This is a genomic window from Streptomyces koelreuteriae, from assembly GCF_018604545.1.
In the GTDB taxonomy this organism is placed as follows: Bacteria; Actinomycetota; Actinomycetes; order Streptomycetales; family Streptomycetaceae; genus Streptomyces; species Streptomyces koelreuteriae.
Map to the genome: position 1 here is coordinate 7,643,473 of NZ_CP075896.1, position 23,577 is coordinate 7,667,049.

23 protein-coding genes are annotated in these 23,577 nt (G+C 72.5%); 7 read left to right on the plus strand and 16 right to left on the minus strand.

The annotated features are described in order from the left end of the window. Positions 1-2: 2 nt before the first annotated feature. The 10 genes from KJK29_RS34455 to KJK29_RS34500 form a co-directional block, all read right to left on the minus strand. Positions 3-2,345 (minus strand): helix-turn-helix domain-containing protein, encoded by a 2,343-nt coding sequence (locus KJK29_RS34455; RefSeq protein WP_215123091.1) that lies wholly within the window; start codon positions 2,343-2,345, stop codon positions 3-5. A gap of 40 nt (positions 2,346-2,385) precedes the next feature. Continuing rightward, the gene (locus tag KJK29_RS34460) at positions 2,386-3,048 is read right to left on the minus strand and encodes a hydrolase (RefSeq protein WP_215123092.1); all 663 of its coding nucleotides are present in this window, start codon (positions 3,046-3,048) and stop codon (positions 2,386-2,388) included. A 183-nt stretch (positions 3,049-3,231) separates the two neighbouring features. Beyond that, positions 3,232-3,762: a toxin-antitoxin system HicB family antitoxin gene (locus KJK29_RS34465; RefSeq protein ID WP_215123093.1), complete on the minus strand. Its 531-nt coding sequence runs from the start codon at positions 3,760-3,762 to the stop codon at positions 3,232-3,234. Positions 3,763-3,840: 78 nt separating this feature from the next. After that, positions 3,841-5,043 carry an acyl-CoA dehydrogenase family protein gene (locus KJK29_RS34470; RefSeq protein ID WP_215123094.1) on the minus strand — a complete coding sequence of 401 codons (1,203 nt, stop codon included), beginning with the start codon at positions 5,041-5,043 and terminating at the stop codon, positions 3,841-3,843. 1 nt (position 5,044) lies between these two features. After that, entirely contained in the window at positions 5,045-5,998 is a 954-nt protein-coding gene (locus KJK29_RS34475; RefSeq protein WP_215123095.1) for a 3-hydroxyacyl-CoA dehydrogenase NAD-binding domain-containing protein, read from the minus strand. Next, on the minus strand, positions 5,995-6,741 hold the full coding sequence (locus tag KJK29_RS34480; RefSeq protein ID WP_215123096.1) for an acetoacetate decarboxylase: 747 nt from the start codon (positions 6,739-6,741) through the stop codon (positions 5,995-5,997). Before KJK29_RS34480 ends, KJK29_RS34475 begins: the two co-directional genes overlap by 4 nt. Positions 6,742-6,747: 6 nt before the next feature. Further along, entirely contained in the window at positions 6,748-7,524 is a 777-nt protein-coding gene (locus tag KJK29_RS34485; protein ID WP_215123097.1) for a crotonase/enoyl-CoA hydratase family protein, read from the minus strand. Between the two features lie 84 nt (positions 7,525-7,608). Then, entirely contained in the window at positions 7,609-8,775 is a 1,167-nt protein-coding gene (locus KJK29_RS34490; protein ID WP_215123098.1) for a CaiB/BaiF CoA transferase family protein, read from the minus strand. A 142-nt stretch (positions 8,776-8,917) separates the two neighbouring features. After that, on the minus strand, positions 8,918-9,829 hold the full coding sequence (locus tag KJK29_RS34495; protein WP_215123099.1) for a LysR family transcriptional regulator: 912 nt from the start codon (positions 9,827-9,829) through the stop codon (positions 8,918-8,920). 40 nt (positions 9,830-9,869) lie between these two features. Continuing rightward, complete coding sequence (locus KJK29_RS34500; protein WP_370869216.1) at positions 9,870-10,490, minus strand: CGNR zinc finger domain-containing protein; 621 nt, start codon at positions 10,488-10,490, stop codon at positions 9,870-9,872. A gap of 146 nt (positions 10,491-10,636) precedes the next feature. Between KJK29_RS34500 and KJK29_RS34505 the strand changes: the two genes are divergently transcribed. From KJK29_RS34505 to KJK29_RS34525, 5 genes are all read left to right on the plus strand, one after another. Beyond that, on the plus strand, positions 10,637-11,428 hold the full coding sequence (locus KJK29_RS34505; protein WP_215123101.1) for an MBL fold metallo-hydrolase: 792 nt from the start codon (positions 10,637-10,639) through the stop codon (positions 11,426-11,428). Between the two features lie 110 nt (positions 11,429-11,538). Further along, on the plus strand, positions 11,539-12,180 hold the full coding sequence (locus KJK29_RS34510; RefSeq protein WP_215124554.1) for a DNA alkylation repair protein: 642 nt from the start codon (positions 11,539-11,541) through the stop codon (positions 12,178-12,180). Between the two features lie 405 nt (positions 12,181-12,585). Then, on the plus strand, positions 12,586-12,816 hold the full coding sequence (locus KJK29_RS34515; RefSeq protein WP_215123102.1) for a hypothetical protein: 231 nt from the start codon (positions 12,586-12,588) through the stop codon (positions 12,814-12,816). Continuing rightward, the gene (locus KJK29_RS34520) at positions 12,813-13,706 is read left to right on the plus strand and encodes a helix-turn-helix domain-containing protein (protein ID WP_215123103.1); all 894 of its coding nucleotides are present in this window, start codon (positions 12,813-12,815) and stop codon (positions 13,704-13,706) included. The genes KJK29_RS34515 and KJK29_RS34520 overlap by 4 nt, the downstream gene beginning before the upstream one ends. A 10-nt stretch (positions 13,707-13,716) precedes the next feature. After that, positions 13,717-14,679 (plus strand): DUF6207 family protein, encoded by a 963-nt coding sequence (locus KJK29_RS34525; protein ID WP_215123104.1) that lies wholly within the window; start codon positions 13,717-13,719, stop codon positions 14,677-14,679. Here the strand turns inward: KJK29_RS34525 and KJK29_RS34530 are convergent. Together KJK29_RS34530 and KJK29_RS34535 are read right to left on the minus strand one after the other, a co-directional pair. Beyond that, complete coding sequence (locus KJK29_RS34530) at positions 14,663-15,349, minus strand: DUF4397 domain-containing protein (RefSeq protein ID WP_215123105.1); 687 nt, start codon at positions 15,347-15,349, stop codon at positions 14,663-14,665. The two genes, KJK29_RS34525 and KJK29_RS34530, sit on opposite strands and share 17 nt — an antisense overlap. 117 nt (positions 15,350-15,466) lie before the next feature. After that, on the minus strand, positions 15,467-16,048 hold the full coding sequence (locus KJK29_RS34535; RefSeq protein WP_215123106.1) for an RNA polymerase sigma factor: 582 nt from the start codon (positions 16,046-16,048) through the stop codon (positions 15,467-15,469). 113 nt (positions 16,049-16,161) lie between these two features. On the opposite strand from KJK29_RS34535, the gene KJK29_RS34540 reads away from it, so the two are divergent. Next, positions 16,162-17,163, plus strand: coding sequence for a MerR family transcriptional regulator (locus KJK29_RS34540; RefSeq protein ID WP_215123107.1), 1,002 nt, complete (start codon positions 16,162-16,164; stop codon positions 17,161-17,163). Here KJK29_RS34540 and KJK29_RS34545 read toward each other — a convergent pair. From KJK29_RS34545 to KJK29_RS34560, 4 genes are all read right to left on the minus strand, one after another. Beyond that, positions 17,152-18,651 carry a cryptochrome/photolyase family protein gene (locus tag KJK29_RS34545; protein ID WP_215123108.1) on the minus strand — a complete coding sequence of 500 codons (1,500 nt, stop codon included), beginning with the start codon at positions 18,649-18,651 and terminating at the stop codon, positions 17,152-17,154. The two genes, KJK29_RS34540 and KJK29_RS34545, sit on opposite strands and share 12 nt — an antisense overlap. Positions 18,652-18,666: 15 nt before the next feature. After that, a complete protein-coding gene (locus KJK29_RS34550; protein ID WP_215123109.1) occupies positions 18,667-20,040 on the minus strand; it encodes a cryptochrome/photolyase family protein in 1,374 nt (457 codons plus the stop codon). A gap of 48 nt (positions 20,041-20,088) precedes the next feature. Then, a complete protein-coding gene (locus KJK29_RS34555; RefSeq protein ID WP_215124555.1) occupies positions 20,089-21,660 on the minus strand; it encodes an SDR family oxidoreductase in 1,572 nt (523 codons plus the stop codon). A gap of 225 nt (positions 21,661-21,885) precedes the next feature. After that, entirely contained in the window at positions 21,886-22,797 is a 912-nt protein-coding gene (locus tag KJK29_RS34560) for an SDR family oxidoreductase (RefSeq protein WP_215123110.1), read from the minus strand. A gap of 144 nt (positions 22,798-22,941) precedes the next feature. On the opposite strand from KJK29_RS34560, the gene KJK29_RS34565 reads away from it, so the two are divergent. Further along, positions 22,942-23,568, plus strand: a complete 627-nt coding sequence (locus tag KJK29_RS34565; protein ID WP_215123111.1) for a VOC family protein — start codon at positions 22,942-22,944, stop codon at positions 23,566-23,568. The last annotated feature ends 9 nt before the right edge of the window (positions 23,569-23,577 follow it).

Sequence of the window (23,577 nt, forward strand, 5' to 3'; positions counted from 1 at the left end):
CCTCACTGCACGAGCGGGCCGGCCGGTGCCGGGCGGCCCGCGGCCAGGGCGGCGAGACCCGCGTGGGCCTCGTCGCGTACGTCCGCGGGGACGCGGTCGCCGAGGGCGAGGACGGCGCGGTACTCGGCGGCGGCCCCGGCCCTCTCGCCGAGATGGGCGAGGGCCTGGCCCAGATGGAGATGGACCTTGCCCGCCTGCCTGTACCAGCCGCGGGCGTCGAACTGCCCGCGTACGGAGCGAAGCGCGTCCGCCGCCTCCTGCCACTGCCCCTGGCCGAGATGAACGAACGACACCGAGTAGACGGCGGACAGCAGGGTGAAGTCCCGTACGTTGGGCGGGATCCGGTCGTGATGACGGGGATCCGCGAGGGCGTCCAGGATGCCCTGGTAGGTCTCGACCGCCGCCCGGGCCCGGCCCGCCCCGCGCAGCACCCTGATCACCCCGCAGGACACCTGCAGATACCCGGTGACGTCGTCCGCCTCGGTGAACAGCTCCAGGGCCCGGTGGTAGTGGTCGGCGGCGGGCGGCATGTCGCCGACGGCGTCCCGCAGCCAGCCGAGATAGGCGTGGGCCCACGCCTGCTGAAGGACGTTCCCGGCCGCCCCCGCGAGCCGCAGCGCGTCCTCGGCCGCCTCCACCGCCTCGTCGTGCCGGCGGGCGCAGGCCCAGTACGCCCAGGCGAGGTAGTTGCGGTGGGTCGCCTCCAGACCGGCGTCGTCCAGCGCCGCCCCGGCCGTCGCGGCACGCTCGTAGACCTCGGTCCAATGACCCCAGGACACCCAGTGGTCGGAGAACCAGTGCATGGCCTCAGCGACCTCGACGACCCGCGCGTGCTCGCCCCGCGCCGCGGCCTCCCGGAACGCGGCGAGCCACGCGTCGCCCTCCGCCTTGATCCAGCGCGCCGCCTGTTCACGGTCGTCCAGGGCGACCAGCCGGCCGGGGTCCGGCGCGGGCCTGCCGTAGTCCGGCTCGTACCAGCGGCCCGCGAGGACGGCGGTCTCCAGCAGCCAGTGCCGCAGCCGGGACCGCGCGGCGAGCGACCTCTCCTCACCGTCCTCCGTGCGGTGACGGGAGGCCGCGTACAGCCGGAGCAGGTCGTGCAGCCGATAGCGGTCCTGACGGGACGTCATCAGCAGCCCCGCCTCCAGCAGTTCCTCCAGGAGATCCTCGGCGTCGGGCAGCGGCACACCGGCGAGCACGGCGGCCGGTGCCACACTGAAGTCCCCACCCGGGACGAGCGACAGCAGCCGGAACATCCGGGCGGCCTCGGGGGCGAGCCGGGAGTAGGACAGCGCGAAGGCGGAGTTGATCCGCAGATCGCCCGCGCTGAGCGCGTCCAGCCTGCGGTCCTCGTCGGCGAGCCGGTCGGCCAGGCGCCGCAGGCTCCAGTTGGTGCGGGTGGCAGCCCAGTTGGCCGCCACCCTGAGGGCCAGGGGCAGACGACCGCACAGCTCGGTCACCACGTCCGCCGCCGACGGCTCGGCGTCCACACGCCCGCCGCCCACGACGGCCCGCAGCAGGGCGGCGGACTCCTGCCGGCTCAGCCCGCCGAGTTCGACGCGCCGCATCCCTTCCAGACCGGCGAGGGCACGGCGGCTCGTCACCACCACGAGCAGCCGCCCCTCGCGGGGCAGCAGCGGTCTGACCTGGGCCTCGCCGCCCGCGTTGTCCAGCACCAGGACCGCGCGGAGCCCGGCCGCGATCTCCTGGTAGCGGGCGAGCCGCTCCTCGGTGCCGAGCCGGGCCAGTTCGGCGTCCCCCACGCCCCACGAGCCCAGCAGCCCCGACACGGCCTGCTCCGCGGTGAGCGGCCGCTCGTCCAGCCCCCGCATGTCCACCAGGAACGCCCCGTCGGGGCAGGACGACGCCAGCTCCTCGGCCAGCCGGACCGCCAGCGTCGTCTTGCCGCTGCCGGGCGGGCCGCACACCACGGCCGCCGGCGGCACCCTCGGCCCCCCGGCCGGCGTCGGCCCGCTGTCGGCGGCCTCCTGCGCCAGGGCGCGCAGCACCGCCAGTTCCTCATGCCGTCCGACGAAGTCGCGCACGCCCCTCGGCAGTGTGTGCGGCGAGGCCTTGAGGGACCCGGCGGCCCGTGCCCCGGGACGGGCGGCGCGGGCGGCGGCCAGAAGGTCCGCGTGCGCCGCCTCGTCCAGTTCCAGGCCCTGGGCGAGCGCGGTCACCGTGCCCCGGTGCGGACGGCGGCTCTTGCCCCGCTCCATGTCACCGATGGCACGCCCCGACACCCCGGAGGCCTCGGCCAGCTCCTCGATCGTCAGCCGACGGCTCTGCCGTAACGCGCGCAGCAGCCGGCCGAACGGCGCCGCGATCCCCACCCCGGTGTCCACCGCGCGATGATACGTGCGGCGGCCACCGGCCCGGCGGGCATCAGCCGGCGGCGTGGGCGCCGATGACGGCCTGCGCGTAGACGATGCCGAGGCCGTAGGCGCCGCCGTGCTCCTTCACCACGTCCGTGACCGCGCCGTACGTCTCGGTACGGGCCCAGTCGCGCTGCAACTCCAGGAGCACCTGCACCCAGGTGACCGGGACCGCCCCGGCCTGGATCATCCGCTGGACCGCGTGCTCGTGGGCCTGCGGGCTGACGCCGCCGGACGCGTCGGTGACGACGTAGACCTCGTAGCCCTGGGCGAGCGCGGAGAGCGCGGGCAGGACGACGCAGACCTCGGTCCACAGACCGGCGATGACGAGCTTGCGTCGCCCGGTGGCCTTGACCGCCTCGACGAAGGCCACGTCCTCCCAGGCGTTCATGGAGGTGCGGTCGACGGGCTTCTGCCCGGGGAAGACCTCCGCGAGCCGCGGCAGGAGCGGGCCGGAGAAGGACTCGGCGGCCACGGTGCTCAGTACGACCGGCACGTCGAAGGTCCGGGCGGCTCTGGCCAGACCGACGGTGGCGTTGATGATGGCGGTGCGGTCGCCGCTGCCGGTGCCGAAGAACATCTGCGGCTGGTGGTCGACGAACAGCACCGCGCAGTTGTCCGGGGTGAGCAGGTCGGGGCTGGGGGCGGCGGTGACATCGGCGATGCTGACCATGGGTGTTGTCCTCCGGGGAGCGATACTCCGGCTCGGATCTCGGCCGGTTCGCTCGTCACGCTAGGCACGCCGCAGCGGCGCCGGAGGGGTTCCGGGCCGCGTGTGCGCGGAGGGGACAGCAGGGGTGCGCCCGGGGACAACTTCCGGGCCGCGGTGCCGTGCCGGGCGTTCCCGGGAGGGGTGTCAGCGCACCCAGCCGGTGTAGCGGTTGCCGCCGCTGCGGGTCGGCTCGGCGGGTCGGGCCCGGAGGTCGCCGCCGTCCACGGCCGCGTTCACCGCGCGCACCAGCCAGGCGTTGACCGACAGCCCCTCGCGTGCGGCGGCCTCCTCGGCGCGTCCCTTGAGGTGGGCGGGCAGGCGCAGATTGATCCGCGCGGTGGTGCCGTCGTCGGCGTCGGCGGGCGCGGGGGCCGGTGCCGGGGCCCTCGGCGGCTCCGGGCGCGGGTCCGGTTCCTCGAAGCCGGCGCGGGCCGGTGGCGGTGTCACGACGAAGGCGGGGTCGAGCCCGCGCAGCCGTACGTCGACCGAGCCGGGGGCGAGTTCGCGGGTGACCTCGTCCATGGCGGCGGACAGCACGTTCAGCAGGGTCAGGCGGGTCGCCGACTCCAGTGGAGCGGTCAGCCGCTCGGCCAGCTCGCGGGCGTCCTCGCCACCGGCTTCGGCAGCCACCGCGAGTTCCCGGCGGAGTGTGTCGACATAGGGCGTGAGGTCCATGGCGGCATGATGGCATCAAGGTGGCGCCATGAGGAAACCCCAGGTCGAAGGACCTGGGGTTTCCTCATCGGATGTGCCTCAGACGAAGGCGCTCTGGCCCGTGATCGACTTGCCGACGATCAGGGTGTTCATCTCGCGGGTGCCCTCGAAGGAGTAGATGGCCTCGGCGTCGGCGAAGAACCGGGCGATGTCGTGCTCCAGGAGGATGCCGTTGCCGCCGAAGATCTCCCGGCTCCAGGCGACGACCTCCCGCATCCGGGAGGTGACGAACGCCTTGGCCAGCGCGGAGTGTTCGTCGCGGAAGATCCCCGCGTCCTGCAGCCGGGCGAGCTGCGTCAGCATGCCCCAGGACGCGGTGATGTTGCCCAGGCTCTTCACCAGCAGGTCCTGCACCAGCTGGAAGCCGCCGATCGGGCGGCCGAACTGGCGGCGCTCCCGGGCGTAGTCCAGGGCGAGTTCGTAGGCGCCGACCATCACGCCCAGCGCCTGCCAGGCGACTCCGCTGCGGGTGGCGCGCAGGATCTCGGCGACGTCCCGGAAGGAGTTGATGTTCTGCAGGCGGTTCGCCTCCGGCACCCGGACGTCGGTCAGGGTGATCTCGGCGTTCTCCACGATCCGGAAGGCGATCTTGCCCTCGATCTTCACCGGCTCGAAGCCGGGCGTGCCCTTCTCGACGACGAAGCCCTTGACGTGGTTGTCGTCGACGTCCCGGGCCCAGACCACGACGTAGTCGGCGAAGGTAGCGTTGCCGATCCACTTCTTGGCGCCGTTCAGGACCCAGCTGTCGCCCTCGCGCCGGGCGGTGGTGCGCATACCGCCCGCGACATCGGAGCCGCCGAGCGGCTCGGTCATGGCGAACGCGCCGATCTTGTCCATCGCGGCCATCTCGGGGAGCCAGCGGTCCCGCTGCTCCTGGTCGCCGCCCGAGTGGATGGAGTACATCGCCAGGCCGTTGTGGACGCCGAAGAAGGTGGACACCGAGGCGTCGGTGCGGGTCATCTCCAGGGCGAGCATGCCGCTGAGGAGGTTGCTGACGGCGGGGCGGTGCTCGCCGTAGCCCTCGTAGGGGAGGCCTGCGAGGCCGCTGTCGCGGAACAGGGAGATGAGCTCCGTGGGGAAGCGGTCCGCGGCCCAGTTCGCGTTCACCAGCGGCTTGACCTCGTCCCGCATGAAGGCACGGGCCTTGAGGAGGATCTTGCGCTCCTCGTCCGGCAGCAGGGCCTCGTAGCTGTAGAAGTCCGCGGTGAGCTGGTCCTCGAGCGGTTCCGTGAAGGTGGTCATCTCAGTTCTCCTCCTTGTCGGCGCTGTCCAGGGCGGACAGCACCGCGAGTTGCCTGCGGTCGCGCGTCTCGGTGAGTTCCGGGTACGTGGAGGAGCCGTAGGCCTTTTCCACGGCTTCGATGAGCCGTTCCTGGTCTTCCTCGCTCTGCGACGGGCTGCCGAGGCCCGTGTCGAGCCGCTGCCGCATCGAGGCGCCGATGTGCTCGACGAGGTGCCGGTAGCCGCCGGGGCCGCCGCCCAGGTGCGAGCCGAGGAACGGCCCGACCGTGGACCAGCGCAGGCCCAGCGAGTTCATCACGACCTTGTCGAGGTCCTCGGGGGTCACCACGCCCTGCTGGACGAGGTACACCGCCTCGCGGCTGAGCGCGTTCTGCAGCCGGTTCCCGACGAAGCCGGGGATCTCCTTGCGCTCGACGACCGGGGTGCGGCCGACCGAGGTGTAGAAGTCCACCGCGTCCTGCACGGCGTCCTCGCCGGTGCGCTCCCCGGGCACGACCTCGACGAGCGGGACGATGTGCGGCGGGTTGAAGGGGTGGCCGATCAGGACCCGGGCGGCGGCCTCGTCCGGCAGTTCGCCGGTGAAGGCGCTGGACGGGATCGCCGACGAGGAGCTGAGCAGCAGCGCGTGCTCGGGTGCCTCGCGGACCAGCGTGGCGAACAGGTCCTGCTTGAACTCGACCCGCTCGGGGCCGTTCTCCTGGACGACGTCCGCGTCCCGGACCGCGTCGGCGACATCGGCCGCGATGTGCACCCGGTCGGCCAGGCCCGTCACGTCCAGGCCACGGGCGGCCAGCTGCGGGGCGTTGCGCTCCAGCGCGTCGGCGACGGCCTCGGCGAGGTCCGGCCGCGGGTCGCTCACCTTGACGGTCAGGCCGTGTGCGGCGAACAGCGTCGCCCAGGACAGTCCGATGGTCCCGGCGCCGATCACGGCCGCTGTACGGAAGGCGCGGGTCATGACAGGGCTCCCTTCAGGTAGTCGTGGACCGGCTCGACGCCCGCGAGCGTCAGGTCGGTGAGGATGTGGCTGGCGGAGACGACCTCCAGCACCGGCAGGTCGGCCAGCGGGGCCAGCACGTGCTGGAAGAGCTGCAGCCGGGCGGGGCCGGTCCAGGCCTCCTTGACGGTGAGGTCGGTGATGCGGGTGCGGACGAGTTCCTGCACACGCGGCAGACCGTCGTAGCCGGGAATGACCTTGAGCATGAAGGTCGGCACGGTGATCTGCGCCGCCGCCTCGTCCCGGTCCAGCTCGTGGTGCTTGTAGCCCATGGTCGCGGTGGCGACCCGCTGCGCGCCGTGGTCGAGGGTGCCGACGAGCGCGCCGGTGTCGACCTGGAGCGCCGGGGAGCCCATGACCTTCGGGTAGGCGGAGACCTCGCGGCCGGAGGCGGTCGCCGGGAAGTTGTCGAGGTACATGGCGTGCAGGTACTCGCCCCGCTCGCCCTCGAAGCCGACGGGGATCGCCTGGCCGGCCTCGGTGTAGGGGCCGTAGCCGCTGACGTCACCCATCTTCATGACCTCGAACCGGACCAGCGGCTCGTCGATCCGCAGCGGCTGAGGGACGACCGCCCGCAGCGCTTCGGGGTCGGTGCGGTAGACGACGTTGAGGTACTCACGGTCGGTGAACCGCGGCACCATCGGCGCGTACGCCGGGCTGGTGAGGGGGGTGGTGACGTGCTGTGTGACGTCCTCGGCGCGCATGGCGCCTCACCGTCCCGTCCACCGCGCGGGGCGGCGCTCGGCGAAGGCCGTCATGCCCTCGCGGACGTCGGCCGAGGCCATCAGGGTCTTCATCTGCTCGCGCTGGAAGGCGAAGGCCTCGGCGTCGGGCGCCCCGTCGGCGGCGCGGACGACGCGCTTGACGGTGGCGAGCGCGAGCGGGGCGTTCTCCGCGAGCCGTTCGGCCAGCCGCAGCGCCTCGGCGACGGCCTGGCCGCTGCCGGTGACCCGGTTGGCCAGGCCGAGTTCGCCCGCACGGCGGCCGTCGACGGGCTCGCCGGTCAGCAGCAGTTCCATGGCGAGGTGGTGCGGGACGCGCTTGGGCAGCCGGATCACGCCGCCGCCCGCCGCGATCAGCCCGCGCTTGACCTCGGGCAGACCGAACCGGGCGTCCTCGGCCGCGACGATCAGGTCGCAGGCCAGGGCCAGTTCGAAGCCGCCGCCCATGGCGAAGCCCTCCACGGCGGCGATCAGCGGCTTGGCCGGCTCGGACTCGGTGAGGCCGCCGAACCCGCGGCCCTCGACCTCGGGCGACTCGCCGCGCAGCGCCGCCTTGAGGTCCATACCGGCGCTGAAGGCGCCGCCCTCACCGGTCAGCACACCGGCCCGCAGCGCCGGATCGGCCTCCAACTCGTCCAGTGCAGCGGCCAGTTGGGCGGCCACCGCCGCGTTCACGGCGTTGCGGGCCTCGGGCCGGTCGAGGGTGATCAGCAGGGCGGAGCCGATGCGTTCGGTCCGTACGACAGGGGTTTCGGGGGTGCTCATGGTGGTCCTTCTGTCCTGGTGTGACGGCCGTCGGGGAGCGCGGGCCGCTCCCCGACGGCGAGTTGGGGGAGGGAGGGCCGTCGCTCAGCGGGCGGCGTCGAGTTCGGCGAGGACGTCCGCGGTGTCCTGGCCCGCGACCGGTGCCAGCCGGCGGATCGAGCCGGGGGTCGCGGAGAAGCGCACCGGGATGCCGATGGTGCGGACAGTGCCCTCGGTCGGGTGCTCGACGGTGTCGAGCAGGTGACCGTCACGGACATAGGGGTCCTCGTGGGCGTTCTCCAGCTCCAGCACCGGCGCCATCGGGATGCTGTGCTTGGCGCACACCTCGGCCCACTCCTCGGTGGTCAGCGCCGGGGCGCACACGCCGATCAGCTCGGCCAGGTCCTCGTGGTCGGCGCTGTCGATGGCCTCCCCTCCGACCCGCGGGTCCTCGGCGAGGTCCGGGCGCCCGGCGGCCGAGAAGAAGTCACGGTAGTTCCGCGGGTTGTAGGGGATGACACAGGCGAGGCCGTCCTTGGTGCGCACCGCCTTGTGGCCCTTGAGCATCGACAGCGGGAAGCCGGTGGGGCTGCTCTCGGGCACGTGGGTGTGGCCCGCCAGGTGCTCGACGAGGTTGAAGGCGATCAGCGTGTCCGTCATCGGGATCTCGACCTGCTGGCCCCGGCCGGTCCGGTCCCGGTGCAGCAGGGCCGCGAGCACGCTGTAGGCGATGGTCAGCGAGGAGACCTTGTCGCCGATGATGGTCGGCAGGTAGACGGGCTCGCCCAGCGCGCGGTCGGCGATGTCGACCAGGCCGGAGGCGGCCTGCACGGTCTCGTCGTAGGCGGCGTTGCCCGCGCGGTCCGAGTCGCCGCGGAAGCCCTGGGCGTGTGCGTAGACGAGCCGCGGGTTGCGGGCGGCGATGTCGTCGTAGGACAGGCCCAGACGGTGCAGCGCGCCGGGCCGCATGTTCGTGATGAGCACGTCCGCGGTGTCGACCAGTGCGAGCGCGCGCTCCCGGTCGGTCTCTTCCTTGAGGTTGAGGGCCACGCTCCGCTTGTTGCGGTTGACGTTGAGGTTCAGCGGGGTCATGCCCGGCGTGGTGCGGTAGTGGCCCACGCGCACGGTGTCGGCGGGCGACTCGATCTTGATCACGTCGGCGCCCAGGTCACCGAGGATCTGGGCGGCGTACGGGCCCATCACCACGGTCGAGAGGTCGATCACGCGCACGCCGTCCAGAGGACCGGCGGTGGTGTCCGTGATTTCCGTCATCGTTACCTTCACTCCTAGCTTCGCCGCATGTGTGTATCTGCCAACTAAGTTAGCAAGGGCGGGTTGCGAACGGAATGACCAAATAGCGCAGAGCGGTATGACCGCAGTGGTCATACCGCTTTGTGTGAAGGTTTCTTGGAATTCAGGCGAGAAGCCGGTCGGCGAACACTTCGCGCGCCGCGGCGACCACTTCTTCCAGGTCACCGCCGTCGGCCCGGTCCTTGCGCCAGAAAAGGCCGGTCTCCAGTGTCGGATGGAAATCGGAGAAGGGGAGAACCGTCACATTGTCCAGACGGTAATTCTGTACGGGGCTTCTGGAATCCAGCATGGAAATGGAGAAAGCCAGTCCGCTGGCCACTATCTCGGACACTCCGTCGAAAGTGACACTGCTCAGTTCGATCCGCTTCTTGAGGCCGAGATCGGACAGTCGCCGGTCGAGTCCGCGGAAATACGCGTTGGTCACGGCCGTGGGGGAGCCCGCGTAGGCGAGGTCGGCCAGCTCCGCCAGCGCGACCGACTCCCGCCCCGGAAAGCGGTCTCTGGGGACGACCGCGCCCAGCCGCTCCGACATCACCGGCAACTGTTCCAGGGCGGGGTCGCCGCCGACCGGCAGCCGGGCCAGGGTCAGCGCGAGCCGTCCGTCGCACACCGCGTCCACCAGCCGGTCGGTGCCCCCCGGCCAGCGTTTGATCTCGAACCGGTCGCCGACCCGCTCGGCGAGGGTGTCCATCCGCATCCGCAGATCCGGGTGGATGCCGCTCGGGACGCCGAGCAGCAGCGTGGTCCGCTGCGGCCGGGCCGTCTCGTCCAGTCGCCACTGGATCGAGTCGACCTGCTCCAGGACACCGCGCGCGATCGGCAGCAGCGCGGTACCGGCGGCGGTGAGCCTCACCTTGTGCGTGTCGCGGTCGAACAGCCGGTGCCCGAGTTCGCCTTCGAGATCCTTGATCCGTCGGCTCAGCGGGGAGGCCGCCATGTGCAGTTTGCGGGCCGCGGTGGAGAAGTTCAGTTCTTGGGCGACGGCGACGAAATAGCGCAGGTGTAGGAGCTCCACGCGCCCAACCCTAGCGACCGTCTGTCCGGATGACCGGGCCTCACCCGCCCTCCGGGTGCGTCCCGAGCGCGGAAGCCCCGGCCTCGACCCCGCCCCCGCCCTCGGTCCGGGTCCGGCGTGCGTAGGCGCGGGCCGCGCGTGCGCGGTCGCCGCAGCGTGTCGAGCACCAGTGGCGTCGGCCGTGGCGCAGCAGATAGCGGCCGCAGGGCGGGGAGCCGCAGGCGGTGAGGCGCTCGGCGTCGGGCCCGGTGAGCAGGTCGGCCGCGTCGGCGGCCAGGGCCGCGAGTGCGTGGTCGACGATCTCGGTGGTGGGGTGCGGGGGTGCGCGGTAGGGGCCGTTCTTCTCGTCCCACTGGAGCAGCGAGGCGGTGGGCACCTTGGTCATGGCGTCGTTGACCGCGGAGAGGGCGGCGGGCAGGGCCGGCAGCGCCTCGACGCGGGAGGCGAGCAACGACCTGATCTGTTCGCGCAGGGAACGCAGTTGTGCCGTGCACATCTCCCGGAGGCCCGCGTCCACGGGGGCGAGGCCGTGGTCCGCCAGCCACTGATTCGCCTGCTCCGGTGTGCCGAGGAAGTCGGTGAACCTGCCGCCGGGCGACGCGATGACGCTGTTGGCGAAGGCGAGGGCCGCGTACTGCTCCTCACCGGGCGCGGGAGGCACGGCGGGTTCGGCGGAACCAGTGGGCTCGGCGGGCTCGGCGGCGGCGTTCGCGTTCATGGTTCTCATGGTACGGCTTGCCTTCATCCGTGAGAAGCGGCTACGGTCTCTCACGGATAAACCAATCCTATCCGTGAGGTGTTTCTGCTGTGGCTTCTTCGGTGACGACCCGTGAGCAGTTCCCCGTCCGCGTCTTCGGCGGCCCGACCGCTCTCTTCGAGTACGGCGGCCTGCGGTTCCTGACCGACCCCACCTTCGACGCTCCCGGCGACTACCCGGAGTCGGCCGGCCCGGTCCTGACCAAGACCGCCCCCGCCTCCGGCAGCCCCGCCGAGCTCGGCTCCGTCGACGTGGTCCTGCTCTCCCACGACGAGCACGCCGACAACCTCGACCGAGCCGGCCGGGCCCTCCTCGCCGATGTGCCGCTGACCCTCACCACCCCCGGTGGCGGCAAGCGCCTCGGCGACCGGGCCAGGGGACTGGCCGACTGGGAGTCGGTCGAGCTGGACCGCCCCGACGGCGGCACGGTCACCGTGACCGGCGTCCCCGCCGTCCACGGCCCGGGTCCGCGCGAGGAGACCGAGGCCGTCACCGGACAGGTCGTCGGATTCGTCCTGACCGGAGACGGACTGCCCACCGTCTACGTCAGCGGTGACAACGCCTCCCTCGACGCGGTCAGGGAGACCGCCGACCGCCTCGGCCCGGTGCACACCGCCGTCCTCTTCGCGGGCGCACCCCGCTTCGCCGGCCTCTTCGACGGAGGCACCCTCGTGCTGGACAGCGCCCAGGCCGCCGAAGCCACCCGGATCCTCGGCGCCCGCCGGGTCGTCCCCGTCCACTACGACAGCTGGACCCACTTCACCGAAGGCCGCGACGAACTCCAGGCCGCCTTCACCGAGGCGGGGCTGGCCGACCGCCTGGACTGGGGACACTCGGGCTGATCCCGGGCATCGCGGCAGCCGGTTTCCGTCGTACGGTGAATGCCGATCGCGAGGGACAGGAGGCCGAGGTGGCCGAGACGACGCAGCCCGGGACGACGGTCGCCGAGGTGATGGCCGAGCTGGCCGCGCTCGAGGACCCGAAGGCGCGCGAGGTGAACGAGAGGCACGGTGACGATCACGGTGTGAACCTCGGCAAACTGCGCGCGCTCGCGAAGCGCCTGAAGACGCAGCAGGAACTCGCGGTCCGGCTCTGGGAGACGGGCGACACCGCGGCGAGACTGCTCGCCCTCCTGATCTGCCGCCCGAAGGCGTTCGAGCGTGACGCCCTGGACGTCATGCTGCGCGAGGCACGCACCCCCAAGGTGCACGACTGGCTCGTGAACTACGTGGTGAAGAAGAGCCCGCACGCCGAGGAACTGCGCTCGGCCTGGTTCGCCGACCCGGATCCCGTGGTCGCGAGCGCCGGCTGGGCGCTGACCACCGAACGCGTGGCGAAGAAACCCGAGGGCCTCGACCTCGCGGAACTGCTCGACGTCATCGAGGCGGAGATGAAGGACGCCCCGGACCGCTTGCAGTGGGCGATGAACCACTGCCTGGCCCAGATCGGGATCGAGCACGCGGAGTACCGCACCCGTGCCCTCGGCATCGGCGAGCGCCTGGAGGTGCTCAAGGACTATCCGACGTCCCCCGGCTGCACATCCCCGTTCGCGCCCGTCTGGATCACCGAGATGGTGCGCAGGCGGCACGGCTAGCGAGCAGGCGCTCCCGCCCAGCACGGGGTCTGGGCGGGAGCGGTGCGGTCCCCTCCGGTCGTTCTTCAGCACGAAGGGACCGCTCGTCCTTCCAGACTGGAAGGTCCGACGCCCGGGGAGGCGTCCGCGATCCATGGTGCGCCCTGCCCCCGGTATCGCGACGAGAAGTACGTTTCCGCCTTCAAAAGCGTTCAATCCGCCATGTTTTGCACGCGTGAGTGACCGACATGGCCCAGTGAGGCCCGCTGTGGACACCGGGGCACCCGGCGGCATTGTTCCGTAACTCCATGATCACGTTGAGTGTCCGGCCGTCGACGCACCATGCTGACCTCCAACTCCTCCGCAGCGCCTCAGCACCGCCGCGGAAGAGCCTTCCAGACGCCTCGAGTTGAGAGACAAGGTGCGATGTCCAGTAAGCAGGTGTTGACCGTCGTCGTGATGGTGGCGGTCTTCGCATGGAGCACGGTGATGACCGTGCTGGGGCACCTCGCGGCCGTGGCCGCGCTGCTGCCGTCGCTCGGACTGCTCGTACAGCAGATCGTCGCCGCCCTCCACACCACGCAGTCCCCGCGCCCCACCCCGGCGGACACCGCCCCGACGGCCATAGCGGCCGGACCCGAGGAGTCGGTGCGATGACCCCGTTCTCCGCGTACGAGCAGCCCGACGGCGAGCCGCCGAGCAGGCGCGGCCGCAAACCGGAGTCGATCGGCGAGCAGGTGGGTCCCTCCCACCGGGCCTGGCTGGAGCCGGTGCGGGGCCGGCTCTTCGCCAGCGGGCTCACCCTCGACGACCTCGTCGGCCGCTCCGGCTACTCCAAGGCCCGCATCAGCGAACTCCTGCGCGGCAAGGGCTACTACCCCGGCTGGGAGATCACCTACAGCGTGGTCCGGGCCCTGGACATCCCCGTCTGGCCGCTGCGCCGGCTGTGGACCGCGGCGGCCCGAGAGGCGGCCAAGGACCACGCCTGGATCGAGAGCCGCATACACGCCGTCCAGCCGCTGCCGCCGGAACGGCCCCCGCTCGCCCACCAGGGATTCACCGAGGCCATGCGCCACCCCTACACCGCCTACGCCCGCGCCTTCCTGCAGAGCGACCGGCGCGCCCACTGGGTCGTCTCGGAAGCCTGCGACATCCTCTGGCTCGGCTGGGACGACGCCGTCGCCGGCCCCAACGTCCCCCGCCACGCCTGGCGGCTGCTGCGCTCGCGCGTCCTGTTACGCACGCACCTGCACCCGGCCGGACATCCCGATCTGCGCCCGGCGGCGTTCCAGACCGTCGACCAGAGCCGGATCGACGACCTGACCGCCCGCTTCGCCCGCATCGGCCGGCTCGCCGACTTCTTCGACGCCGTCGCCCGGCTGCCCCAGAACCAGCTCGACGTCACCGTCCTGCGCTATCTGTGCGGCATCCACCCCGACGCCATCCCCGGCGTCGTCGGCCTGTCCACGGCCATCACCCAGTCCATCGACCACCACGCCCGAGGCGCCCTGGAAGGCACCTACCTCCGCCATGACAACCGGGAGTGAGCACCCCGCCATGACCGCCATCGACGAACTCCTCTCCCGCTCGCTCCTGCTGCACGATCCCCACGTGCCGTCGGACACCGTCCCGTACGAGGACACCGCCTACCCCGCCTTCGCCCCGGACGGCACCCCGCTGTGGGCCGTCGGCGGCGGCGACCTGGCCGACGACAACGCCGCCCGGAGCCTGCGGGCCCTGTGCGAGGCGGCCGTCGTCCACGCCACGCCGCGCCAGCTCGCCGACTTCGTCACCGAACAGCTCCCCTCCCCGCGCGGCGCCTGGATCCTCGGCTGCGTCCTGCAACTCGCCGACGCGCGGGACGGCGCGCGCTTCTGGTGGCAGTACGCCGCCGGGGCCGGCGAACCCGCCGCCTCCTACTGCCTCCACCTGCATCACCTCGCGCTCGGCGACCGGCAGGCGGCCGCCCTGTGGCACCAGCAGGCCGGCGACGACGCGCCGGCCGACAGCGGACTCGGCGTCGACACCAGCATCCCCACGGTCCTGCGCATCCTCAGCCGACTGGCCCCGACCGCCCCCCGCGACCACACCGAGACGTACACCGCGGTCAAGGCCTATGTCACCAACGCCGTCGCCGCCGGATACGCCCGCAACCCCGACTACGAGATCCCGCTCCCCGGCCCTCACTTCGCCGAGCAACTCGAGATCATCCTGGCCGCCACCTCGGCGGTCTCCCGGACCGTACGGCAGGCCCGGCCGCCGGCCACGGGCCTGCCCAACCGCACCAGGCCGCGCGCCGACGCCGGGGACCGTTCCGGCGAGTGCGCGCACGAGCCGGAACGGGTCCTGGTGGAGACCGCCGCACGCGACGAGTCCGCCTCCAGCTTCTTCCGGGAAGCCCTCGCGGCCTGCTGGGAATCGGCCGTCGCGGACCGTACGGCCAGGGGAGCGGACCGTCGCGATGCGCGGCTGCGTTACCTCCTGGACCGCCGGCCCGCCGAACCTACTTCGTGGCGTTGAGCGTCTGCGTCGCCAGCGCCAGGTTCTTGTCATCGGCGCTGCCCCAGGCGTAGACGACATTGGCCGTGCCCGCCTTGAGGGAGAGGTCGGCCGGGCCGATGGCCACGGTGTCCGTGCCGGCGAGCACGACATCGGCCTTCACGGTGCCCGCGTCGACCTCGGTGGTGTCCTCCTTGGGGTTCTCCAGGCCGGTGAAGAGCGGCTGCCCGTTCGCGCGGACGTCGACCGCGGGGGCGGCTGCGACGTGGCGCACCGTGAGGCGGGCCTTGCCGTCGTCGACCTTCGCGACATCGTTGGTGTAGGCGGTCAGCTGGGGTTTGCCGTCGGCGGTGAGGTGGGCGGCGATCGTGGCGTTGCCGCCCTCGGCCACCTTGACCTCCTTCTGGAGGGCGGGTGTGCCGTCCGGGTTCTGGCCCGCCTCGAAGATCTCTATGTCATAGGTCCCGGCTTTGAGGGCCTGCGGGTCGGTCACCGTGCCGGGCTTGAAGTCGCCGATCAGCTCGTCACCGTTGGCGTACACATCGACGGTCATCCCGGGGATGCCGTGGAAGACGGACACCATCGCCTCGTTCTGCGAGGCGGCACCCGCCATGGCGGGCGCGGCGGCGCCCAGGGCCAGGGCGCAGGCGGCGGCCGATGCGGCGACAGCGAGAGAGGTCCGGGAAGTCATGGGGGTCATCCCTTCGAATGCGCCTCCGCACGTTGCGGGGTCTCGATGTCGTTTCGCGCACGGCGACCGTCGCGGATGCGCGGACGGCACCTTTCGTCGGCCGGTTCGGCCGCGCGGCTAGACGCCCGTCCAGCGGACCTGGCCCGGCTCGATCGCCCGGCGCAGCCGCTGCAGGCCACGGCGGGCGTGACTCTTCACCGTGCCGAGCGGCATTCCGGTCCGTTCCGCGATCTGGGCCTGGGTCAGGTCCTCGTAGAAGGCCAGGCACAGCACATGCCGCTGGTGCGACGGCAGACAGGACAACTCCTGCACCAGCAGGACCCGGTCCAGGACGTCCTCCGCCGCCGACTCGTCCCGGCCGAGCGTGTCGTCCGTGTGGGCGAGGGAATCGGCGAGGGCCAGCCGTCTGGTCCGGGCGGCCAGCGCGTCGACGATCTTGCGCCGGGTGATGCCCACGAGCCAGGCGCCCAGCGGGCCCCGCTCCGGGCGGAAGCCGGCCTGACCGCGCCAGGCGCCGAGAAACACCTGCTGGGTGACGTCGTCGGCCTCGTACGTGTCGCCGAGCGACCGGGTGGCCATGGTGTGGACCAGGGGCGCCCAGCGCCGGTAGACCGCGGCGAAGGCGTCCTCGTCGGCGGCACGGAATCCAAGGGCCAGCTCGTCCTCGTACCTGGTCTCTTCTCGGGTGTCGGTGATCATGGCCTGGTTCCTCCTGCCATGCGCGAGGTGCGGCCGTCCGCACGCGTCCCAGTCTTGTGACGCACAAACGACGCAGGCAACATGCGTCGTTTGTGCGTCGTACAGTGGGCTCCGTGACCAGAGGTGACGGCGACGGCCGGCACGAGGAGGACCCGCTGCGCGGCGGGCTCACCACCGGTGAAGTGGCCAGACGCCTGGGGGTGGCGCCCACCACGGTCCGCTCCTGGGACCGCCGCTACGGCATCGGCCCCGACGCGCACACCGGCGGCAGGCACCGGCGCTGGACCGCCGGGGACGTGGCCCGCCTGGAGCGGATGTGCGCCCTGACGGCGACCGGTCTGCCCCCTGCCGAAGCCGCGCGCGTGGCGCTCGGCGACACACCGCCGGACCCGGCCCCCTCCGCGCGGGTGCCCCTCCCGCAACCGCCCCCGCCGCCGCGCGGCCGCAGCCGGGCCGGGAGCGGGATGCGCCTCGGCGACGTGCGCCAGGAGTCCAGGGGGATCGCCCGTGCCGCCCTGCGTCTCGACGCCGCCGCCCTGGACGAACTGCTCCTGGCCGCGATCGCCGACCACGGACTGGTCACGGCCTGGACCGAGGTGATCATGCCGACCCTGCAGGCGACCGGCCGCAAGTGGGAGACCTCGGGGGAGAAGTATGTGGAGGTGGAGCACTTCCTGTCCTGGCACGTCTCCGGAGCGCTGCGGCGCAGCGCACCGCCCGTGGTCGCCGACGGCCCCGGCATCACCACGGTCCTCGCCTGCGTGCCGGGGGAGAACCACACCCTGCCGCTGGAGGTGCTGGCCGCCGCGCTGGCCGAACGCGGCCTGCCGGTACGCATGTTCGGTGCCGCGCTGCCCGTCGAATCGGTCGTCGCGGCGGTGCGCCGCACCGGACCCGCCGCCGTGGGTCTGTGGGCGCAGTCCCGCACCACGGCCAGCCGGCCGCTGGCGCAGCATGTGGCGGCGATGGAATGGGGCGTGCGCGGTGCCCGCAGGAAGCCCGTCGTCCTGACCCTGGGGCCGGGCTGGGCCGGTCAGACCCTTGCCGGGCTGCCCCATCCCCCCGGCCTGGCCGAGGCCTTGGCGGTGGTGGAGTCGGTCGTGTCAGGGCGGTGAGTCCCCGCGCGCCCGCTCCTGGCGTCGTACGTCGGCGAGGTCGCCGAGCCGGTCCAGGCCGCGCACCGCCTGTGCCATGCGATGGTTGCGCTCCAGTCCGGCGCGGTGCCGGTCGAGGAACGCCCAGTAGCCCGCGGTGTAGGGGCAGGCGTGCGCGCCGGTCCGCTGCGAGGGCCGGTAGACGCACGCGCCGCACAGATCGCTCATCCGGTTCACATAGGCACCGCCGGAGGTGTACGGCTTGGTGGTCATCCGGCCGCCGTCGGCGTACTGGGACATGCCGACGACATTGGGCACCATCACCCAGTCGTAGCCGTCGACGAAGCAGCGGTGGAACCAGTCCGTGACCGCCGCCGGATCCCAGCCCCGCTGGAGCGCGTAGCTGCCGAGCAGCATCAGCCGGGGGATGTGGTGGGTCCATCCCGTGTCGCGTACCTGGGACAGCACCGTGCGCAGACAGCGCGCCTCCACGTCGTCGGCGTCCAGGTCGTTCCACCAGTCCGGCAACGGTGCGGTGTGGCGCAGCGCGTTGGAGTTGCGGTAGTCCTCGCCGAAGTACCAGTAGAGCTGCCACACGTACTCGCGCCAGCCGGCGATCTGCCGGACGAAGCCCTCCACGCTGTTCAGCGGCGCCCGCCCCTCGCGCCACGCCGTCTCGGCCCGCTCGACGCACTCGGCGGGATCGAGCAGCCCCAGATTGAGCGAGGACGACAGCAGGCTGTGGCTCATGACGGGGTCGGCGGCGAGCATCGCGTCCTCGTACGGGCCGAAATCGGTGAGCCGGCGCTCCACGAAACGACGCAGCGCCGCCCGGGCCTCGGCCCTGGTCGCGGGGAACAGGCGTGGCCCGTCCCGCCCGACGAAGGACACGTCGCCGTCCTTCTCCCAGCGGTCGAGGTCATGGCGGACCTCCGCGTCGATGTCGTCCTCGCGCGGCCGGTAGGGACGGTCGACCGGCAGGGTGGCCGTGTCACGGGGCGGCGGCCGCCGGTTGTCGTGATCGAGGTTCCACCGGCCTCCCACGGGCCGGTCGCCGTCCATCAGCAGGTCGTGTCCGCGCCGGACCCAGCGGTAGAAGTCCTCCTGACGCAGGCTCCTGCCGCCCTGATCGCCGGCCCACGCGGCGAAGGCGTCCAGGGGCACCAGGAATCCGCGCGCCGGGCCCGTCGTGACCCGCGGCAGCGAGCGCACCAGCCGCAGCGCGGCGTACGAGGTCGGGTGATGAACGGTCAGGGCCCGGCCGCGCGCCGCCCGGTCGAGCCCCTCGCGGTAGGTGTCGGCGCGCACGTAGCTGACGCGGTCGCCGAGTTCGGCCGCGCGGTGACGCATGGCGGACAGCACCAGGTGCGCCTTGGCCCGGTGGAAGCGCCGGCGCCGGAACACCGACCGGGCCTCGATCATCAGCAGCGGCGTGTCCCGGGCGAGGCCGCTGTCCTCGGACGGCCGCAGGAAAAGCGGACCGAGCTGATCACCGAACAGCCAGTGCACGAGCCGCTCCCGCCGTCAGTCCCGGCCGCGCGCGTGCTTGAACCGGGCCAGGCCCTCACCGAGGTCGATCAGCGGCTGCGGGTAGTCCAGCCGCGCCCGTTCCTCCTCGGGCAGCCGCCAGGGCTCATGGATGCGGGCATCGGGCACGTCCGACAGCTCCGGCACCCACCGCCGTACATAACCTCCCGCCGGGTCGAAGCGCTTGCCCTGGACGACCGGGTTGAGGACGCGGTGGGGGCGGGTGTCGGTGCCGGTCCCGGCGACCCACTGCCAGTTGAGCTGGTTGTTGACGATGTCGCCGTCCACCAGCAGGTCCAGGAAGTGCCGGGCGCCGATCCGCCAGTCCACGTACAGGGTCTTGGCCAGGAAGCTCGCCACCAGCAGCCGCGCCCGGTTGTGCATCCAGCCCTCGTGGAGCAGCTGGCGCATGGCCGCGTCGACGACCGGGTAGCCGGTGCGGCCCTCCCGCCACGCGGCGATGTCCTCGGCGGCCTCGTCCTCGGTCCGCCACCGGTCGTGCCGCGTCCGGTAGTCCTGGCCGGAGGCGTCGGGCCGCGCCGCCAGCACCTGGTGGTGGAAGTCGCGCCAGCACAGCTGCCGTACGAACGCCTCCGCCCCCGGCCCGCCACGCTCCCGGGCCCGCTGGACCAGCTCCACCGGCGACAGCGCACCGAAGTGCAGATACGGCGAGAGCCTGGACGTCGCGTCGCCCGCCAGATCGTCGTGCCGGTCCTCGTACGCCGAAAGCCCGCCGCGCGACCACCGGTTGAACCGGTCGCGCCCGGGTCCCTCGCCCCCGGTGGGCAGGCCCGGCGAGATGTCCGACAGCTCGTCCCGGGAGGGCAGCGGCTCGCCCTGCACGGCGTCGGGGACGCGCACGACGCGCGGCGCGGGACAGACGTCCCTCAGCCGCTCCTGCGACCACCGGCGGAAGTAGGGGGTGAACACGGCGAAGTGGTCGTTGCCCGCGGGCGTCACCGCGCCGGGCGCCAGGGCCGTGATCACGCTGTCGTGCACGTGCAGCGCCACGCCCTGTCCGCGCAGCGCGTCCCGCAACTGCTCCTCCCGCCGGTGGGCGTAGCCGGTGACGCCCGCCGCGAGGTGCACCTCTGTCGCCCCGCACTCGGCGGCCACCGCGCAGACCTCCTGGACGACCGGTCCCTTGCGGACGACGAGCCGGCCGCCGCACCGGCGCAGCGAGGCGTCGAGGTCGGTCAGGCAGTCGGCGAGGAAGGCACTGCGGTTGGGCACGTCGAAGCCCGCCGCGTGGACACCGGGATCGCGGACGAAGAGCGGCACCACCTCGTCCGCCCACGCCAGTGCGGCGCGCAGCGGCGGATGGTCGTGCACCCGCAGATCCGAGGTGAACAAGACGACCGCGACGGTCATGGCGATTCTCCTGAAGGTGCTGTGCGATGGGGATCGCGATGTGGATCTCTACTGCCTGACTCTTCGGTCGCGACGCGCGGTCCGGATGCGGCCGGGACGCGGCCCGGCCCGGCGCGCGCTCATCCCCTTGACGGCCGCCTGGGTGATGTTGCGGGCCATGCCGCCGAAGACGACGGCGTGGAACGGGGAGAGCGACCACCAGTAGGCGTGCCCCAGCAGGCCCCGGGGATGGAAGAGGGCGCGCTGCCGGTAGCGCGTACGGCCCGCGTCGTCCGTCTCCGCGTACATCTCCAGCCACGCCAGACCGGGCAGCCGCATCTCCGCCCGCAGCCGCAGCAGACGGCTCGGCTCGATCTCCTCGACCCGCCAGAAGTCCAGGGAGTCGCCGGCCCGCAGACGCTCGGCGTCGCGCCGTCCGCGGCGCAGACCGACACCGCCGACGAAACGGTCCAGCCAGCCCCGGACCGTCCAGGCGAGCGGGAAGGAGTACCAGCCGTTGTCGCCGCCGATGCCCTCGATCACCTTCCACAGCGACTCCCGGGACGCGTCCACCGGGAGGTGCCGCTCGTCCTCGTAGAGGCTGCCGCCCGCCCAGTCCGGGTCGGTGGGCAGGGGATCGCTGGGCGCCCCGGGCACGGCGGCGGACGACCAGCGGGTGACGACCTGTGCGTCGCGCACCTTGCGCAGCGCCAGTGCCAGCGCCGTGTCGAAGGGCAGCGGCCGGCCCGGACGGTCGGGCACGTAGCGGGCGATGTCGTGCTCGCGGCACACGACCTCGTGGCGCAGCGACTCGGTCAGCGGCCGGGCGAGGGCGGCGGGCACCGGGGTGACCAGGCCGACCCAGTGGCTGGACAGCCTCGGGGTGAGCACCGGCACCGGAACGATGAGCCTGCGCCGCAGTCCGGCCACCTTGGCGTACTGGTCCATCATCTCCCGGTACGTGAGGACGTCCGGCCCGCCGATGTCGAACGCGCGGTCGACGTCATCCGGCATCGTGGCCGAACCGACGAGGTACCGCAGCACGTCCCGTACGCCGATCGGCTGCGTCCGGGTGTGCACCCAACTGGGCGTCACCATCACCGGCAGCCGCTCGGTCAGATAGCGCAGCATCTCGAAGGACGCCGAGCCCGAGCCGATGACGACCGCCGCCCGCAACACCGTGGCCGGGACCGGCGCGTCGAGGAAGACGCGTCCCACCTCGGCCCTGGAGCGCAGATGCGGGGAGAGGGACTCCTCGGGAACGCCCTGGGGTGTGAGCCCGCCGAGGTAGACGATCCGCCGCACACCGGCGGCGCGCGCCTGCTCGGCGAAGACCCGGGCCGCCCTGCGGTCGGTCTCCTCGAAGCCCGGACCGGTCCCCAGGGCGTGCACCAGGTAGTACGCGACATCGACACCCCGCATCGCGGCGGCGACCGAATCGGCGTCCGTGACATCGCCCCGGACCGTCTCGGCGTGCCCCGCCCAGGGGTGATCGCGCAGCTTGCCGGGGGAGCGGGCCAGGCACCGGACCCGGTGGCCCTCCTGGAGCAGTTCCGGCACCAGACGCCCGCCGATGTACCCGGACGCCCCGGTCACCAGACAGTGCGGCGGCTGTGCGTCCCGTTGTCCGTCCGTCTCCACGATCGGCTCCTCCACGCGTGCGCTCCGGTGTTGCGGCCCCCTCGATCATGGCCGCACCGGCGGGACCGCGCCTGTCGCGGCGGTGCGACGGGCGGCATTCGCTCCCACACGGACCACTTCGGACGGGAGGCGGTGGATGGATGCGGGCTGCCGGGGACGGATGCGTGATGTCGCCGACGGATGGGTGACGCCGCGGATGGATGCGGGCCGCCGCCGAGCCGGTGTTCAGCCGGGCGGGGTGTCGACACCGGTGGCCCGGGTGGCCCGGGTCGCCTGGGCGGCCCGGCCTCCGGCGCCGAGGAGCCCCGTGGCCGTGAAGGGCTCGCGGGCGGCGAGACGGGGCAGTTCACGGCGCGACAGCCGCGTGACGACCGGCGGCATCGCCGCCCGCACGAGCTGGGTGTATCGCAGCCAGCGGGGCATGTAGACCGACGGCCGGCGCCGTTCGACCGCCGTGACCAGCCGGCCGGCGACATACGAGACGGGATACACCTTGCGCGCCGGCGGCGGCATGTGGCCGCGCAGTTCCCGCAGCACGGGGTGCGCGTCGGCGTCGCGGACCATGTCCGTGTCCGTCCAGTTGATGTACGCGATGCCCACGCCCACATGCTGATGGGCGACCTCCGCCTGCAGCGCGTGGGCGAACGACTCGACCCCGGCCTTCGAAGCGCAGTACGCGCTCATCATGGGCGCGGCGCCGATGGACGCGAGCGACGCGACCTGGAGGAAGTAGCCCCGTGTGTCCAGGAGGTCCGCCAGGAACGTCCGCGCGGTGACGGCACTGCCGACGAGGTTCACCTCGACCACCCGGCGCCAGACGTCGAGATCGGCCTCGGCGAACGGCCCGCCCTCGGCGACCCCCGCGTTGGCGATCACCACCGAGGGCGGCCCGAACGTCTCACGGATCCCGTCGGCGGCGCGAGCCATCCCGCGCTCGTCCGTGACATCGACCTCCCAGCACTCGGACACGCCCCGAAGGCTGTCCCGCACCCGGGCCAACGTCCGCTCCTCACGGCCGAGCAGCGCCACCCGCGCGCCCCGGCGGCACAGCTCCCGGGCCATCGCCTCGCCGAGGCCGCGCGCCGCGCCGGTCACCACGGCGGTCCGACCGTGCAGAGGGCTCTGAGCGACCGGCATGGCAGGTTCCTCTCCGCGGCGGCGCTGGCCAGGCCCACGTTAGGCGCGGACCGGGCCGTCGGCACGCCGGGCATCCGGGCCCCGTCGCCGTTCCGGTCAGGATTCGAGAAGCGTGGGTGCCCCGGCCGCTCTAGCGTCGACGTCATGACTTCCATCGCATCCGTCACCCTCGAGGTGTCCGACCGGGCCGCCGCCGAACGCTTCTGCACCACCGCCCTCGGCCTGGGCGGACAGGTACGTCTGCGGGCCTCGGAGGCACCGACCTCCGGCTTCCGCGGCTTCACGCTGTCGCTCGTGATGTCCCAGCCGGCCGACGTCGACGCCCTCGTCGACGCCGCCGTGGAGGCCGGTGCCGAGACCCTGAAGCCTCCCGCCAAGTCGCTCTGGGGCTACGGGGGCGTCGTGCGGGCCCCCGACGGCACGCTCTGGCAGGTGGTCTCGTCGTCGAAGAAGAACACCGGCCCCACCTCCCGGCAGATCGACGAGATCGTGCTCCTGCTCGGCGTCGAGGACGTGAAGGCCAGCAAGCAGTTCTATGTCGATCACGGCCTCGCCGTGGCGAAGAGCTTCGGCGGCAAGTACGTCGAGTTCGCCACCGGGTCGGATCCGGTCAAACTGGCGCTCTACAAGCGCCGGGGCCTGGCCAAACTCGTCGGCGTCTCCCCCGACGGCACCGGCTCGCACCGCCTCACGATCGACAGCGACGCCGGGACCTTCACCGACCCGGACGGATTCGCCTGGGCGACGGCCTCGGAGAACGCCTCGCTGTGAACCTGGAGT

Coding starts and splice junctions, on each gene's coding strand:
- KJK29_RS34460 (WP_215123092.1), bottom strand. CDS start 3,048: ATGGTCAGCATCGCCGATGTCACCGCCGCCCCCAGCCCCGACCTGCTC.
- KJK29_RS34525 (WP_215123104.1), top strand. CDS start 13,717: ATGACCGCCATCGACGAACTCCTCTCCCGCTCGCTCCTGCTGCACGAT.
- KJK29_RS34470 (WP_215123094.1), bottom strand. CDS start 5,043: ATGACCACCTTCACGGAACCGCTCGAGGACCAGCTCACCGCGGACTTC.
- KJK29_RS34485 (WP_215123097.1), bottom strand. CDS start 7,524: ATGAGCACCCCCGAAACCCCTGTCGTACGGACCGAACGCATCGGCTCC.
- KJK29_RS34560 (WP_215123110.1), bottom strand. CDS start 22,797: ATGCCGGTCGCTCAGAGCCCTCTGCACGGTCGGACCGCCGTGGTGACC.
- KJK29_RS34475 (WP_215123095.1), bottom strand. CDS start 5,998: ATGACCCGCGCCTTCCGTACAGCGGCCGTGATCGGCGCCGGGACCATC.
- KJK29_RS34550 (WP_215123109.1), bottom strand. CDS start 20,040: ATGACCGTCGCGGTCGTCTTGTTCACCTCGGATCTGCGGGTGCACGAC.
- KJK29_RS34565 (WP_215123111.1), top strand. CDS start 22,942: ATGACTTCCATCGCATCCGTCACCCTCGAGGTGTCCGACCGGGCCGCC.
- KJK29_RS34480 (WP_215123096.1), bottom strand. CDS start 6,741: ATGCGCGCCGAGGACGTCACACAGCACGTCACCACCCCCCTCACCAGC.
- KJK29_RS34530 (WP_215123105.1), bottom strand. CDS start 15,349: ATGACTTCCCGGACCTCTCTCGCTGTCGCCGCATCGGCCGCCGCCTGC.
- KJK29_RS34535 (WP_215123106.1), bottom strand. CDS start 16,048: ATGATCACCGACACCCGAGAAGAGACCAGGTACGAGGACGAGCTGGCC.
- KJK29_RS34510 (WP_215124554.1), top strand. CDS start 11,539: ATGGCCGAGCTGGCCGCGCTCGAGGACCCGAAGGCGCGCGAGGTGAAC.
- KJK29_RS34490 (WP_215123098.1), bottom strand. CDS start 8,775: ATGACGGAAATCACGGACACCACCGCCGGTCCTCTGGACGGCGTGCGC.
- KJK29_RS34520 (WP_215123103.1), top strand. CDS start 12,813: ATGACCCCGTTCTCCGCGTACGAGCAGCCCGACGGCGAGCCGCCGAGC.
- KJK29_RS34465 (WP_215123093.1), bottom strand. CDS start 3,762: ATGGACCTCACGCCCTATGTCGACACACTCCGCCGGGAACTCGCGGTG.
- KJK29_RS34515 (WP_215123102.1), top strand. CDS start 12,586: ATGTCCAGTAAGCAGGTGTTGACCGTCGTCGTGATGGTGGCGGTCTTC.